At 60.4% G+C, this 14,063-nt stretch carries 13 protein-coding genes; 11 read left to right on the top strand and 2 right to left on the bottom strand.

Going from position 1 to position 14,063, the window contains the following annotated elements; translation table 11 throughout:
* The 11 genes from MOV61_RS22150 to MOV61_RS22200 all read left to right on the top strand — a co-directional run.
* On the top strand, positions 1-440 hold a 440-nt coding region (locus MOV61_RS22150), incomplete at its 5' end, for an aldolase/citrate lyase family protein (RefSeq protein WP_247138112.1).
* Positions 441-463: 23 nt separating this feature from the next.
* Positions 464-1,378 (top strand): hypothetical protein, encoded by a 915-nt coding sequence (locus tag MOV61_RS22155; protein ID WP_247138113.1) that lies wholly within the window; start codon positions 464-466, stop codon positions 1,376-1,378.
* 33 nt (positions 1,379-1,411) lie between these two features.
* Positions 1,412-2,326 carry a DUF6282 family protein gene (locus MOV61_RS22160; RefSeq protein WP_247138114.1) on the top strand — a complete coding sequence of 305 codons (915 nt, stop codon included), beginning with the start codon at positions 1,412-1,414 and terminating at the stop codon, positions 2,324-2,326.
* 603 nt (positions 2,327-2,929) lie between these two features.
* Positions 2,930-4,720, top strand: coding sequence for an SARP family transcriptional regulator (locus MOV61_RS22165; protein ID WP_408962413.1), 1,791 nt, complete (start codon positions 2,930-2,932; stop codon positions 4,718-4,720).
* Positions 4,721-4,759: 39 nt separating this feature from the next.
* Complete coding sequence (locus MOV61_RS22170) at positions 4,760-5,770, top strand: phosphatase PAP2 family protein (RefSeq protein ID WP_247138115.1); 1,011 nt, start codon at positions 4,760-4,762, stop codon at positions 5,768-5,770.
* A gap of 34 nt (positions 5,771-5,804) precedes the next feature.
* Positions 5,805-7,502: a S8 family serine peptidase gene (locus MOV61_RS22175; protein WP_247138116.1), complete on the top strand. Its 1,698-nt coding sequence runs from the start codon at positions 5,805-5,807 to the stop codon at positions 7,500-7,502.
* Between the two features lie 582 nt (positions 7,503-8,084).
* Complete coding sequence (locus MOV61_RS22180; protein ID WP_247138117.1) at positions 8,085-9,221, top strand: aKG-HExxH-type peptide beta-hydroxylase; 1,137 nt, start codon at positions 8,085-8,087, stop codon at positions 9,219-9,221.
* Positions 9,222-9,281: 60 nt separating this feature from the next.
* Positions 9,282-9,998 (top strand): ThiF family adenylyltransferase, encoded by a 717-nt coding sequence (locus tag MOV61_RS22185; protein WP_247138118.1) that lies wholly within the window; start codon positions 9,282-9,284, stop codon positions 9,996-9,998.
* Positions 9,995-10,906 carry a class I SAM-dependent methyltransferase gene (locus MOV61_RS22190; RefSeq protein WP_247138119.1) on the top strand — a complete coding sequence of 304 codons (912 nt, stop codon included), beginning with the start codon at positions 9,995-9,997 and terminating at the stop codon, positions 10,904-10,906. Before MOV61_RS22185 ends, MOV61_RS22190 begins: the two co-directional genes overlap by 4 nt.
* 657 nt (positions 10,907-11,563) lie before the next feature.
* Positions 11,564-11,800 carry a hypothetical protein gene (locus MOV61_RS22195; protein WP_247138120.1) on the top strand — a complete coding sequence of 79 codons (237 nt, stop codon included), beginning with the start codon at positions 11,564-11,566 and terminating at the stop codon, positions 11,798-11,800.
* A 91-nt stretch (positions 11,801-11,891) separates the two neighbouring features.
* On the top strand, positions 11,892-12,158 hold the full coding sequence (locus MOV61_RS22200) for a hypothetical protein (protein WP_247138121.1): 267 nt from the start codon (positions 11,892-11,894) through the stop codon (positions 12,156-12,158).
* Positions 12,159-12,247: 89 nt separating this feature from the next.
* On the opposite strand, the gene MOV61_RS22205 is transcribed toward MOV61_RS22200, so the two are convergent.
* Positions 12,248-13,087 carry a MurR/RpiR family transcriptional regulator gene (locus MOV61_RS22205; RefSeq protein ID WP_247138122.1) on the bottom strand — a complete coding sequence of 280 codons (840 nt, stop codon included), beginning with the start codon at positions 13,085-13,087 and terminating at the stop codon, positions 12,248-12,250.
* A gap of 104 nt (positions 13,088-13,191) precedes the next feature.
* Positions 13,192-13,869, bottom strand: a complete 678-nt coding sequence (locus MOV61_RS22210; protein ID WP_247138123.1) for an aspartate/glutamate racemase family protein — start codon at positions 13,867-13,869, stop codon at positions 13,192-13,194.
* Between the last annotated feature and the right edge of the window lie 194 nt (positions 13,870-14,063).

Below are 14,063 nucleotides of genomic sequence, written 5' to 3' on the forward strand. Positions count from 1 at the left end.
GATATCGCGGCGGGGCCCGCGGCTTTTCCAATTCGCCGCGCGCCGGCGGTTACGGCGCGACCGGCATGTGGGCGCATATCGAGGCGCAGGACCGCGATATCGCCGTACTGGCGATGATCGAGGATCGCGAAGCGATCGATGTCATCGAGGCCATCGTGGCCGTCGACGGGCTTGACGGGATATTCATCGGTCGCGGTGACCTGACGGTTTCGCTCGGCGCCAAGTCGGCGAGCGAGCCGGTGGTCAAGGATGCTGTTGCGCGCATCATGGCCGCTGCCCGCAATGCCGGCAAACCCATCTGCATCATGGTGGGCTCGGTGGATGAGATCGGACCGTTCCGTGCGGACGGCGCAAGCGCCTTCATCGTTTCCTCCGATCAAGCCCTTTTGCGCGCCAGCGCCAACCGGATTCGCGCCGAGTTCAGCGCGGCCGTCAACTGAAACGATCACGTCAGGAATTGGACATGTACGCAGCAAACGACCCACGGGCGGCGCTCAATACTGCAACGGCCCGCAGCAATCCCGCTCCCGCCGCCTATAAGGGCGCGGAATATGCCCGTTTCTATGATGCCCCGCCGCAGGAGGTAACGGGCGGTAGCGAGACCTATTATGCGCGGGGCCAGAACCTTGTGGTCGCGCATACCAGGGGCAAAGCCGGCCTCGTGCTTTCCAGGACCAACCAGGTCGACGAATATGTGGTTCTGCTTCCCAACAACGATACGCCGGTCGAGGTCCGCTGGAACGGTCAGAGCATTGTAGTTGGCGGCTATTGTCTCGTCGTCGTTCCGCCCGGAGACAGCGAGGTGCATCTGAAAGGCGACGGCGAGGTGATCCGGCTGATCACCACCCGCGCCGACGATCTCGTCGCCAAATGCTCGAACGCGGACTCCTATCTGAGCCCAGACCCGAACGTCCCGCCGTTCGAGCCCTGGCCCGACCCGGTCGGCGGCCACAAGCTGCGTCACTATAGCCTTGACGTACCGCCGGAACCCGGCCGCTTCGGCATCATCTTCCGCTGCTCGACGATCATGGTGAACTTCCTGCCCGGCAGTGGGCCGCGCGACATTACCAGGATGTCGCCGCACTTCCACGACGATTTCGAACAGTATTCGCTCTGCGTCGCGGGCTCCTACATCCACTACCTGCGCTGGCCCTGGATCAGCGATCTCAATGCCTGGAGGCCGGACGACGCGGAGCTTTGCGCAGCGCCCTCCGTCGCCGTCATTCCGCCCCCGGCCATCCACACTTCCCGGTCGATGGACCCGGTGAAGAACGTCCTGGTCGACATCTTCAGCCCGCCGCGCGCCGATTTCTCCGCCAAACCCGGCTGGGTGCTGAATGCCGACGAATATCCGACACCAACCAACACCGCGCGCTGATCCGATTATCAGCCCTTAAGGGAGTGACTTTGCATGACCGAAGCGTCCGCCGCCACCACCGACAGAAACGCCGAAATCGCTGATCTTCTTGTCGGCGCTGTCGATCTCCACTGCCATAGCGGGCCAGCGGTCTTCCCGCGGCTGCTGGATCACTACGAAGCCATGGTCGAGGCGTCCGCAGCCGGCTTTTCGGCCCTGGTCTACAAGGATCATTTCTACCCTGGCATGGCGCATGCCAAGCTGCTCGAGACGCTCTATCCGGATGCGGGCGTGCGCCTTTATTCCGGTGTCGCGCTCAACAACGCGAGCGGCGGTATCAATCCGCATGCGGTCGATCACGCCGTCAAGCTCGGCGGCAAGATCGTCTGGATGCCGACATTCGCGGCGGCGAACCATATCGACAAGAGCGCCAACGAGACCAAGAACTATCCAAAGAGCGCCGACCCGATGCTGCCGCCCATTCCGCTGAGCGTGCTCGACGAGAACGGCAGGCTTACCAAGGAAACCAATGAAGTCCTCGACGTGATCGCTGCCGGCGACATCATCCTTTCGAGCGGGCATCTGTCGGTGGACGAGCTGAAAGTGCTCTATCCGGAAGCCAAGCGGCGCGGGGTGAAGAAGATGATGATCAATCATCCCACCTATGTCATCGGTTGCTCGGACGACGATATCCGGGAACTGAGCCGGCTTGGCGTCTATATGGAACATTCCATCTGCATGTTCATCCCCAACGAGCGCGGTCCAGCCAGGTGGGACGCCACTGAATTGCGCCGCCTCGTGGATCTGGTGGGCGTGGAGATGACGATATTCGGCTCCGACCTCGGCCTCGTGAAGATGCCGCGTCCGGTCGAAGGATACCGCGCCATCGTCAACGACCTGCTCGACCTGCAGGTGCCCAGGTCCGACATTCGCAAACTGGTGGGCGGCAATGCGGTCGACCTGCTTTGAGAGGCACCTGCCCCATGAAGCACGTGCTGCAAGCGATCAGCAAACCGTAAACGTGCCTACCCAAAATGGCGGATGACCCCTACCAATATTAGGGGGCTTGTCACGGAGAACGGATAGGATGAATGGCCAAGGGATCCCTTGTATTATAGGTCAACTGGCCATGGGATCAGCCGCTCCTCATTTCCAGGAAACGACACATTGCCGCCGCTGCCCTGAAAAGGGCAGGCAGATGTCTTTTGACCATGGTTGAGCTGTCAGAGGGGACGGTTGCACTCTCGGGGAACCCGGACGTTTCGGATCAACACGACGGTTCTCCAACCCGAGAAAATGTAAAGGCTCGGCTTCAGTGCAACTCGTCAGGCCTCGTTTTTTAACGCTGTTTTGACGCTGCTTTGACAGCGGCGCGCTAGGGCAATTCCACGGTTTCCTGGGATGCTCTTCATGCTTCAATTCGTTGATGGCCACAACGCTGGCATGCATTACCGAAGCACAAGTGCGCCTGTCGCGCTCTTGTCAAGGGACGCTTTTGTGTCAGACTGCCTGTCGGACGGGCGGCCTGGGTTCGATGATATCATCGAAAGGGGCACAACACGAGTTGGACCGATGGATCGCATGGATGAAAAACATGCAGTGTTCCGGATGTACCTGCTTGGCCCATTCAGCCTTGTCGACAGCAAAGGGAAATCCGCCACACCCAAGTCCCAGAAGGCCCAGGCAATCCTTGCAATGCTTGCTCTGTCTGCGCGAGGATCCCGCTCTCGGGTTTGGCTGAGAGACAAATTGTGGAGCGACCGCTCCGAGGATCAGGCGGCTGCCAGCCTGAGACAGGCCCTGCTGGATATTCACAAAGCCCTGGGTTCGTGTCGCGATCTCATCATCGCCGACAAGAACACGGTGTGGCTGGATATGGACAGCATCGCGCTCGACACCGATGACATGCTCCGCAGCGAGCGCCTTGCGGATCAGATCACCGATGAACTGCTCGAAGGCATGGATATCCGCGATCCTGAATTCGAAGACTGGCTGACCGTCGAGAGGCAGAACTGGTACCGACGCATCGAAGAAGGGCGCGTCGACGACGTGTTCGAACCTCGCCAGCAACCGCGCCGCGACGTCAGCACGCTATCGGCACTGCTGCCTTTGACAGGCTTGCCCGACCAGCGCCCCACCGATATTCCCCCGGCCACTGCAGGCAATGATCCGGACAAGCCGCCGTCCCCGGACAATATTCAGTGGACCATCGCTCTCCAGCCGCCGATTGTTGTTGGTGCCGGAGATGGCGGACAGATTGCGGCTTTGCAGTTTCAGAACCTGCTCGCCAAGGCGATCTTCGATGGATTGGGGCTCGGCATTACCGATCTCTCCTTCGATCCGCACCTTGGCCAACCGGATCGAAAAATGGGCCTGCCACTGTGTCTTCAACTGCGGCTGACGTACGATGGCAGTCAGGTGTTGGTAGAGCTGGCGATCAAGCATCTGCTGGACAACAGGATCATATGGCTTGGCAGCCGTATGATCGGACGCACCCAGATGGAGCGGTCCGAATACGGGATCGCCGCGGCGCTGATCAGCCAGGCGGTCGACCAGCTGTCGCTGTTTCAGGAGCTGAGCGCCGGCGACGGTCGCCTCGGCCGCGATGGTCTCTTCATCGATGCGGTCAACGCGATTTTTCGGCTTTCGAGAGGCGATCTCGAAAAAGCGGAAAGGCAGCTGCAGGAGCAGATTCAATACCAGCCGCGAGCCTCTGCCTTCGCCTGGTTGTCCTTCATCCGCACATTCCAGGTCGGCCAGCGCTTCAGCGCGCTGGATGCGCATCTGATCGAAGAGGCCCAGGCCTATGCGCGAAAGGCCCTTGAACTCGATCCGAATAATTCCGTCTCTTTAGCGCTGGTCGGACACGTTCATTCGTTCCTGTTTCGGGAATACGACTACGCCGCCGGTCTGTTCGAGAAGTCGATCCGCCTCAACCCGGCCTTGCCACTGGGATGGGATCTCTATGCCATGCTGCACTGCTATGCGGGGCAGCCGGAGAAGGCCAGTGCAATGGCACGGTGGGTTCAGGAGCTCGGCGTCTACAGCGCCCATAAATATTACTTCGATACCACGAAATGCATCAGCGCCGGGTTGGCAGGAGACCACGTGGCAGCGATCGCGGCAGGCGAGGATGCGCTGCATTCCCGGCCGAACTTCAATAGCCTGTTGCGCTATCTCGCCTCCAGCCATGCCCACGCGGGCAATCTGGAGGTCGCGAACCAATATGTGGAACGGCTTGATAAGGTTGAAAACGGGTTCTCCATAACGTCGTTTCGCGGCACGGGCTATCCATTGCTCAGCACCGGCGGCGGAAAGCTGCTGCTCGACGGCTTGATCAAGGCCGGCGCCAGAATTCGCTAAGGCAACATTCATGATGGTCTTATTTGAGGGGGCTGGGGCATGGTAGGGGAAGCAATTTTCGAGGCGCAATCAAAGATTGTGCAGTTTATGAATTCATATAAATTTAAAGTTGAGCCGGACACGGTTCTCCCCTGCGAGCCGAGGCCTGTCGCGGCCCCCCTTCCTGAGGCGCTAGCACCGCCGCCCGCTGCGCCGGCTCCCTTGCCTGAGGAAGGTCCCCCCATAGACGAACCTCCGTTGATGATGGCGACAATGGCAGCTGCCTCGGTCCTCAACAAGAGCGTTGCGAACAAGTCGGTGCTCAACAAGGCCGCGCTCAACAAGAACAAGAATAAAAACAAAAATAAGAACAAAAACAAGTCGACGATGGACGGCGCAAGCCTCGGCGTATCGCAGCTCATTCCGGCGTTTGAATTGCGTCGATTGCACCAGCAGCCGTCGCGCAACGCGTTCACGGCCGCGCGGCGCTTTACCTGGGAAATGCTCGACATCCTGCCGCCACCCGGCCCGGACTACACCAGACTGGAAGCAGCGGTGCTGCTTTCCATGCAGCGGCGCGATCGTGAGCGGGCGAGGCGATTGCCCGACATCCAGGCTGAGGCGACAATTTCCGTGTCGGAATTCACCCGCGCCTTGCATATCGAGGACATCGGCGGGTTCGAACAAACCGAGGGATTGTTTCAGGCGATCCTGACCGCCTGCGAATATGTCGGGCTTCTCTACAAAAGCCAGTTCAACAGGCTTCGGCCGAACCAGTTCGAATCCCTGTTGCGGCCGCTTCTGCCCGTGCCGGTGCACGAGTCCTATCCCAGCAACCATGCCTTCCAGTGCTTTTCGATCGTATTCGCTTTCTCGACGATCCTGCCGGAACATCCTGCAACGGACGACCTTGCCCGTATCGCGCAGAACGTCGCTGAAAATCGCGAATGGGCCGGATTGCATTATCCGAGCGATACGCAAGCTGGCCGGGATCTGGCGCGTCGCTTCGCCCCATACCTTCATGATGCGTTCGGGTCGCTTTTCCAGGCGGTCCACGACGAATGGGTTTGAGGCCGGTTTTTATTCTTTGGGGAGAACGAAGGTCATGACGTCCGCCGACATGGAAGCGCTGCAAGCTGTACCGATGGATTACTACTATCTCTGGCATCTGACGGCGCTCGGCGTCATCGATGCCGATTACGGTTCGCCGCCGATCGTACCGCCGTCCGAAAACGAGACCGCTGCGTCCCCGGTCCCTGACCCGGAGATCGCGGGAAGTGTCTGGGATACGATTGCGGCTGCCGGTCCTATCCATCCCGCCCGCGTGGCACTGATCGATGTCGGAATAGCGCCCGATCATCCGAATTTGGCGACGCGGCTTGACCGGGAAGCGTCGATCGACCTCACGACCCATCGTTACGGCTCGCGCGTCGCCGAAATCCTCGATACGACCACCTCTTTCGATCGTGAAGAAAAGCAGTCGTTCTTCGCCGGGCTTGATATCACCCCGTTGGGAAATCTCGGCCTGTCCAACGATGATCGGGAATATCTCGACGATATCGTCGCGGAATATGCTGCCTCGCAGGGCGTCGTCCGCCGGCTGTTCCAGCCGGAGTCGCTTTTTGCTTCCCATGGCACCTGCTGTGCCGGCCTGATCGTCGGCGAACCGGCCGTGGCGACGCAGGACGAGGTCCCGCCGGCTCTCCCCGAAGGCATCTTCTACGGTGATGGCGGCACGCCATGCCCGAGCGCCAATCGCAATGTTCTTCCCTATTTCGGTGTCGATCCCTTCTCGCGGGTGATCTCGATCAGGACGTCTTTCGAGGACGATGTCCTGCAGTTCATCGCCGCGTTTCTCTACGCGTACCATCAGCGCGTCGACGTCATCGTCATGCCACGCGGCTTACCGGACCCGAAGCGCAGCCGGGTTATTCCGAAGAACGAATTGAAGGCCGATCTCGAACGCTGGAAAAATCAGGTCGCTGCCGATCTGTTCGCCCGTATTTCGCTGGCCGAACATGGTGGTGCCGAACTGGAGCCGAAAGCTGCGCAAAAGGGATCAAACCCTGATCGGGCGTGGCACATCCTCAAGAGGCTCATCGTCGCTATCAGCCATCATATTCCGATCGTTTGCGCGGCGGGAAACAGCGGTGAAAGCCAGTTGATCTATCCTGCCAGTCTGGCTGCCGATGACAACGGGGTCATCGCAGTCGGCGCGGTGACGGTCGAGGGCTACCGTTCAGGATACAGCAATTACGGCGAGGGGCTTACGGTCGTCTCGCCATCCGATGACGGCGAAGTTTTCAATCGTCATCAGTTGCGTATCGATCGTCTCTCTCCTTTCGCCGCGCAGCATGACTATCAGGCATTCGGACTGCGGGAATATCAGTATTCGCACTTCTCGTTGCTGACGACCGATCTTGCCGGCGCATTCGGCTACAACCGGGGGGCCGATCCATGGTCGTCGATTGTGCCATTCGGAGCCAGTCCCGGTATTGGCGGAGGCTATTACACGACGTTCGGCGGCACGTCCGGAGCCTCTGCGCAGGTGGGGGGCATCTGCGCATTGATCCAGCGGGCACATAAGAGCCAGAATGATGGCGATGCGCGGCTCTCAGGCCCCGCAGTCAAGTCGATCCTTCAGGCCACTTCCCGCCTGGATGCGACCGTAGCGCCCGGAATGCGCGCTCTTACTCCCGATTGCATGAACGCCGATGGCGAAGATACTCTCGAGATGAGTTACTTCTTCGGGTTCGGCCTGCCCGACGTACCCGCAGCGATCGCCGCCGTCTTGACTCCCTGACACCGGCTCTCGGCAAGGATCACCAGAATTGAAGCCCCCTGAAATGGGGGCTTTTTTGTCGGCGAAACGTCCTTTTAACGGAAGTTTAACGCAGTGCTGGCGTGCCGATGACGGGTCGGCAAGAAGCTCCTCTTATCGAAAGACCAGACGAGATCGTGGTTTCAAGCCGGATGGCCGTCGATGCGGCCGGTTCCGGCGGCAACTGATCTTCCCTGGAGTGGCGCGCCTCATGACGAGGTTTGAAAGCGTCCGGGGTGAGGAGAGCTTAAGATGTCTGCTTATCAAATCGAGCAGTTGGCGGATCAAGCCAGAGCCTTGCTCCAGCGTAATCCGCTCTTTTCGAGGTCCGGTTTCGTGAATGCGGCTGCAACGGGCAATATGCTGAAACAGCGACCTCGTTATGCCCGAATTCTTGCGGCCGCTTCCGAACTGCCGGAGAGCGTTGAAAGAGTAGAGGCCCTGGCCGCCTATTTCCCGGGCCTGTCCGATGGCGGATATCATGATGCCGACGCTTTCCTGCCCACTTCAGCCTTCCTGCCTGTGCGAAGCGACCCTTACCGGTCTCCGGCTCTGGCTGCCTGGATGGATGAGCTTCAGCGGGCACTGGAAAGCTACGTTGATGGCGCCAGTTCCGAGGTTGTGGACGACAACCTGCAGCCTCGTCTCGTGGCCGACGACCTTGCGCTCGAGCGCCATCCGGTGCGCCGACTTGCCTGCGGTATCGGTCTTGTTCTGATCGACAGTCAGGAAGCGAGCCGCATCCTGGGCAAGCGCATCGCCCGTTGCCTGCCGGCCGATTCCGGCCTCGAACATGCCCAGACGAGCGACCGCGATATCGACCGGATCGCCGATCATCTCGCCGAGGCCATTACCTTGATCTCGACCGTCGATCCCGGCAGCTACCAACGGCTGACTGCAGGCCTTCATACCCTTTATATCGGCACCCGGCGCGGTGCGATAAGCTCGATCTCCAGCTCCGGGGATCTGCCGGGGACTGCCGTCGTGGTCCTGTCGCAGGAAAGACTGGACGCCGAAGACTATCCCGCCACCGCCGCGGAGCTTCTGCGCGAAGCGGGGCATGTCCTTTTGCGGCTGTACACTGCGGCTGCGCCGTTATCGCTGCCCGCCGAACTCCGTTACGTCTCGCCATACACACATAGTTTACAGACGCTCGAAAGCATCCTGCATATGGCCTACGCCATTCCCTGGGAGTGTGCCGTTCGCATCGCATGCTTGCCTTTCAGAGCACCGCCTGAGCACCGCGCGCGGGAAGCAGCTTTTGTTATTGCGTATGCTGCCCGCCTGATACCGCTCATCGATATCGCCCGCGAGGGGATCGAGCGTCTGGGCGGCGATGTTCTTCTCGACCTCCGGGACATCGCCGTCATTCCTTCCTGGGGCGCCGCAATCTTGGCGCTTGTCGACCGGCTCCTGGAACGGGAGCCGATGGCCCGGCGCCAGGCTTATTACGCCCAGCGCCGGTGCGTCGTGGATCGTCAGGCCTGGGATCTCGGGCAGGTGATTCTGCGGGGAGAGCAGCCGATCGACCCAAGGATGGGCCAGCCGATGCTGCAGAGCAGCGGCGACGGTCTCAGCCTCTGGTATGATGGCCGGCTCCATACGATCCGCAAAGCCACCATCCGACCCCCCGATACGTTTTCCATTCAAGATGTCGCGCTGGCGGGAACGTCAGGTTCGACCGTGATGGCGCATGCGTGACGGGTGAGCGCCGTTCTGTGAATTCGCAGCAGTCCTCGACTGGATCAAAGGTAAACGATCATGAAAGCCTTCGAATATCATGCCGATCTCTTTGATGTCATTCACGACACGGATTTCGTAATTGTCGGATGTGGAGGCCTCGGCTCCCAGATCGCCTCCCAGCTTGCGGCACTCGGGGCTCGCAATTTCTTCCTCGTGGATGGCGACCGCATCGAAGAGAGCAACCAAAACCGAAGAAGCCGGGCGACAGCGGAGGATACCGGTCGACTAAAGAGCGACCGGTTGGCAACCTATCTCGCCTCCCGCTTTTCTGCCGCCGTCGCGATCATGACCCAGTTCGCCGATGGAGCGGAAGCTGCCCGGCTTACCTTGGCCCGTACGCGTAAACCGTTCCTGATACTTGCAGAGGACGATGTTTCCCTGGCCCGCCAGTTCCTGGCGGAATATCACGCGACGGCGCCAGTGCCTCCACCTTACCTGCATGTCGGCCAACTCGGCCCGTTTTGTGTCGCCGGGCCGCTGGTGGCGCTGCCGGATGACGCCTGCCCCTTCTGTTGCTCGACATTGCCGGCATCGGTCGACACGGGGGTCGTAGCGCCGCCGTCGCCGGCCGACAACGCGCTGATTGCCTGCTTTGCGGTTTCGCAGATCGCCATCGAACGCCTTACCCACCGCAGTTCATTGCGCGGCCATCGCTGGCTCTTTGCTCCAGCCACGGGCCACGCCTCGCTGCATCCCGTTTCCAAGAGCCACGATTGCAAGGTGTGTCAACCATGAAGACCCTCTCTTCCCAGGACTACTATTTCTCGATCGTCGCAGCGCTGAAGCAGAAGAACGTGCCGCCTGGCGGAGAAGCGATGATGGAGGCGATTCTTGCCGCCATCCCCAGCGGTTCGCGCAAGATCGTCGACTTCGGCTGCAATACCGGCTGGATCAGCCGCAGGGTTGCACGGGCTTTTCCGCAAGTTGAAGTGATCGGCGTGGACGAAAATCCGTCGATAATCGAGGTCGCGCGCGAGGTCGCACGGCTGGAGGATTCGACGGCGGTATTTTCCCGCACCGACACGGGCGCGCTCCCGGACATTGTCTCGGAGGCAGATGTCATCATATGCGGAGGAAGCGCTGCCTTTTCCGACCGGCCGCTCGATCTCTACCGGATGGTGGCGCGATGCCTGAGGCCCGGCGGACTCCTGATGGATTGCCACTATGTCTACGACGCCGACGTACCTCCTTCTCTTCGCCAGGAGGAGAAGGAAATGTTCGGCCTGGGGTGGACGCCTGACGGACTGAACGACATCGTGTCCGTCCACGAAGACGCAGGATTCAGCGTCGGAAAGATCAAGCGGCTGCCTCGGTTCCATTTTGAAGACAGTGCTGCAGCCCGGGTGGCGCGCCATATCCTGCACACGGTTCCGAAGATGCAGGAATTGGCGGAGGCGATGGCGAAACGCCGGCGGCTGATCAGCAAGCTGGCGCATCACCGACATCCCTATCTGCTGATAGCGCGCACCGGCGAACAGACCGTTGCCGAAGGCGTGACGCAACGCGAACGCACGGAAGTCCCGATGGCGTTCGACGCGGTCACGTCCAATCGTCACGTTTCCGCGCGCCGTCCGATTGTCGCCCAGCGCAGCTTTTGGCGGGAGGCAGCAAGGGCGATTAGCCTGCATAGCGCATATCCGTAAGACCGGGACGGACATCAACCCAGATTGTCTCGTGGATTAATCAAAACCGCAGGCCTCGTTCAGATAAACGTTTGCTGCCGAGCCAGGCTTTTACGGCCTGAATGCTGCGATGAAATTCGCGATTTCAGCCAGATCAGATTCTTCCCCCAATGCTCAGATGTTGAGATTTCCCCGGTCAGTCTCCGCAAGACTGGCTGTTTGCTCGTCGCGATATTCGATTCTGTTGGCTTTTGTACCTTCGTTATGGCGAGAGATTCGAAGTATTGAGATTCTCTTCATTGTTTTCTGACCACCGCGATTTTTTACGGAAATTTAACGCCGCGCTGGCGAGGCGATGACGGGTTCGAGAGAAAGTCTCATCACGAAAGACGGTGGAGACACAGTCCGGCTGGCTGAGATTGCCCGTTCCCGGCAGCACTCGACCGATAGGCGGAGGCCCACGCTCACAAACGCTTCAAGCCGGTGGGCAGATCCTCAGCCTGCTTTCGTTTCCGAAGGATGAAGAGCTCACGCAGAGCTTCGGCAATACCGTTCAGCGGGCCGGGAGGAGATCCTCCAGTCATTCGGAAAATCGATGACAGCGACCGCTGTCTCGCCAGACTTAAAATCAAACACGACGTCCGCAGAAGCGGGTTTCGCCAAACAATGGAGTGAGAAATGACTGTGCCTATAGAAAAGATTGCCTTCCTCGTTGCCGCGGCCTGCATGGCTTCGTTTGCCGGACACGTCCTGGCCTACGACGGCCATCAGTCGGCTTCCGGAAACGAGGTTTCGTTCGCCACTCCGGTGGATGCCGCCAGAGCCGAGACAAGAGCCGATGTCGCACGCGACGTGGCGCAGGTCCGCGCCCCAACCCGTCGCGACAACCGACTTGCCGGCGACGAACGGCAGTAGGCCCCAGAAGCAAGCATCCAGACAGTTCATTCAAGACATCGATCGGCTGGGTCGCACCAGAAGCCGATCAGGCTAAACAAGGAATATGATCATGAAAAACTCTGTCATCTCCACCGTCCTCGCCACTCTGGTGGTATCCACTTTTGCAGGCGGCAATGCCTTTGCGCAGGAAGGCGATTATTACGAGGGCGCCTCTCGCGACCGCGACAATCTGGCGGTCACGACGGATTCACCGGGCATCCCCTCGGTCACCCGTTACGGCTACCCGCTGTTGAAGCGTGATCAGCGTCTCAACGACCCTACGCCCCCCATGATCGACAGCGGCGACTATTACGACGGCGCAGTGCGCGGTCGATAAACAGCCAGGATTGAAAATCGAGCGCCGGGATTTCCCGGCGCTCCTTCTGCTCCCGCATCATATGATCTATGCCGTCGGCATCGATCCCGTCAGAGTTCGTCGAGCCCTTCATTCAGCGTCTCGATGTGGCGGAGGCGCTTTCTTCCCTCGACGCCCGCCTTCTCCAGGCACCGGGTGATGAGCAGATGGCAGAGGGCCATGACTGCCGTATGGTTGAAGAGCGGGCCGGGCGCCAGGGTTTGGCATTGGAAATGCCAGGTTGCCGACGTCTCGAACGCGGCGCCCTCGTCGGTGATGTAGAGGAGTTTCGCTTTGGACCGCCGAAGCTGGGCCAGGATGGCGTCCACCTGCGCGATTCTCCGGCGCATGGCGAAGAACACCACGACGTCGTCTTCGCGCAAGCTGACAAGGTGTTCTCCAAGCGTCTGTCCCGCGCCTGGAATTGCGACGATATCCTCGATGACCTGGGTCAACTGCCATTGAAGGTAGGAGGCAAAGGGATGGCTGCTCCGGAAACCAAGCGCCCAGACTTTTCGGGCCGCAATTATTGCGTCCGTGACGGCCTCGATCTGGCCCTCGGAAATGGAAAAGAACGTTGCTTCAAGATTGGCGACCCCCTGGGCGACATGCGCTTGCATCGACTGGGCCTCCGCCGCGTCGGCCGCGGCCGTCAGGAATAGCCGCGAACCGGTCTGCTTTTCGGCCCGGGCATGCCGACGGGCTTCCTCGTAGTTTTCGTAGCCGAGGCGCTGGATGAAGCGCGTCACCGTGGCCTTGGAGACATGCGCAAGGGCTGCAAGCTCCTGCGCCGAATAGCTGGCAAGCTCGCCGGGAAAGTCACAGACGAATTCTCCTACGCGCTTTTCGGCGGGCCGCAGTTCGGGCAGGGCTTGCCTGACCCGATACAGGAATGATTTATCCTTCGGCATAGGAAACTCCGCCAAGACATCAGCGGGCGGACCTTCCGGCGGGGCGCCGCGACTTGCAACAGAAAAAACGACCCCTCCATGGCGTTGTTCGGGAGACGCCCTGATCATTTCGCCCTCGATCCGGCTTCGGGAGGATGGGCGATCCGGGAAAGCAACAGTTCGACAGCTGAGCGGATCGGCGCAATCACCGGTGACGAGAGAGCCTGCTGAAGATCGTCCGCCGCCTGGCCCAGCGGACCGCCGCCGATGATGACGGCTTCAGCGCCGTCCCTTTCGAAACATTCCCGAACCGCGATCTCAAGAGCCGCGTGCAAACGCGCGGGGTCGGATGCAAGGACCAGCGGATCGCCGCTGGTCAGCCGTGTCCCGGTAAAGAGGTGGGCAAGGCCCAGCGTTTCAGCCTTGGCGGCAAAACTCGCCACGAGGTCGGGAGTGACGGTCGCGATGCCGAAACGCCGGCCTCCGGCGGAGGCCTCGTGCATGCTCGCCTCGCAGATGCCGACGACCGGCAGGCCGGACAGGGCTTTCAGGCGTTCGAGTCCCGGATCACCGAATGCACTGACGATCAGCCCGTCGCTAGATTCCGCCGCGGCCAATCCCATTTCGACGACGCCGCCGGCCGCTGCAGCAAGCTCCTCGCCATTCAGGATCATCGATACTCCTCTCATGGCGGTGACCCCCTCCACCGAGAATTTTTTCGGCAGGTATTTCCGGGCGATCTCGGTCATCATAACCGTCGTCGCCTGGGACGTGTTCGGATTGATCAATGTGATATGCGTCATGTCCCGTTCCGTGCGCGATTGCACGGACGCCCTCCCTACCTTGTTATCGTCTCTCGTCATCTTTGGTGTTCAGGCATATTGCACGCAAGCGACGCTGCCGGCCCCGCCGGACGGCATCAAGGCCGGGACTTCCGTGCGGCAGAGATCGGAAACCTGGGCGCAGCGCGGTGCGAAGGCGCAACCGGGCGGCATGG

The organism is Neorhizobium sp. BETTINA12A (assembly GCF_023006485.1).
In the GTDB taxonomy this organism is placed as follows: domain Bacteria; phylum Pseudomonadota; class Alphaproteobacteria; order Rhizobiales; family Rhizobiaceae; genus Neorhizobium.

What these genes read in the sequence shown, in the direction of transcription:
- MOV61_RS22155 (WP_247138113.1), top strand. Translation starts at nt 464, where the DNA reads ATGTACGCAGCAAACGACCCACGGGCGGCGCTCAATACTGCAACGGCC.
- MOV61_RS22160 (WP_247138114.1), top strand. Translation starts at nt 1,412, where the DNA reads ATGACCGAAGCGTCCGCCGCCACCACCGACAGAAACGCCGAAATCGCT.
- MOV61_RS22165 (WP_408962413.1), top strand. Translation starts at nt 2,930, where the DNA reads ATGGATCGCATGGATGAAAAACATGCAGTGTTCCGGATGTACCTGCTT.
- MOV61_RS22170 (WP_247138115.1), top strand. Translation starts at nt 4,760, where the DNA reads ATGGTAGGGGAAGCAATTTTCGAGGCGCAATCAAAGATTGTGCAGTTT.
- MOV61_RS22175 (WP_247138116.1), top strand. Translation starts at nt 5,805, where the DNA reads ATGACGTCCGCCGACATGGAAGCGCTGCAAGCTGTACCGATGGATTAC.
- MOV61_RS22180 (WP_247138117.1), top strand. Translation starts at nt 8,085, where the DNA reads ATGGATGAGCTTCAGCGGGCACTGGAAAGCTACGTTGATGGCGCCAGT.
- MOV61_RS22185 (WP_247138118.1), top strand. Translation starts at nt 9,282, where the DNA reads ATGAAAGCCTTCGAATATCATGCCGATCTCTTTGATGTCATTCACGAC.
- MOV61_RS22190 (WP_247138119.1), top strand. Translation starts at nt 9,995, where the DNA reads ATGAAGACCCTCTCTTCCCAGGACTACTATTTCTCGATCGTCGCAGCG.
- MOV61_RS22195 (WP_247138120.1), top strand. Translation starts at nt 11,564, where the DNA reads ATGACTGTGCCTATAGAAAAGATTGCCTTCCTCGTTGCCGCGGCCTGC.
- MOV61_RS22200 (WP_247138121.1), top strand. Translation starts at nt 11,892, where the DNA reads ATGAAAAACTCTGTCATCTCCACCGTCCTCGCCACTCTGGTGGTATCC.
- MOV61_RS22205 (WP_247138122.1), bottom strand. Translation starts at nt 13,087, where the DNA reads ATGCCGAAGGATAAATCATTCCTGTATCGGGTCAGGCAAGCCCTGCCC.
- MOV61_RS22210 (WP_247138123.1), bottom strand. Translation starts at nt 13,869, where the DNA reads ATGACGCATATCACATTGATCAATCCGAACACGTCCCAGGCGACGACG.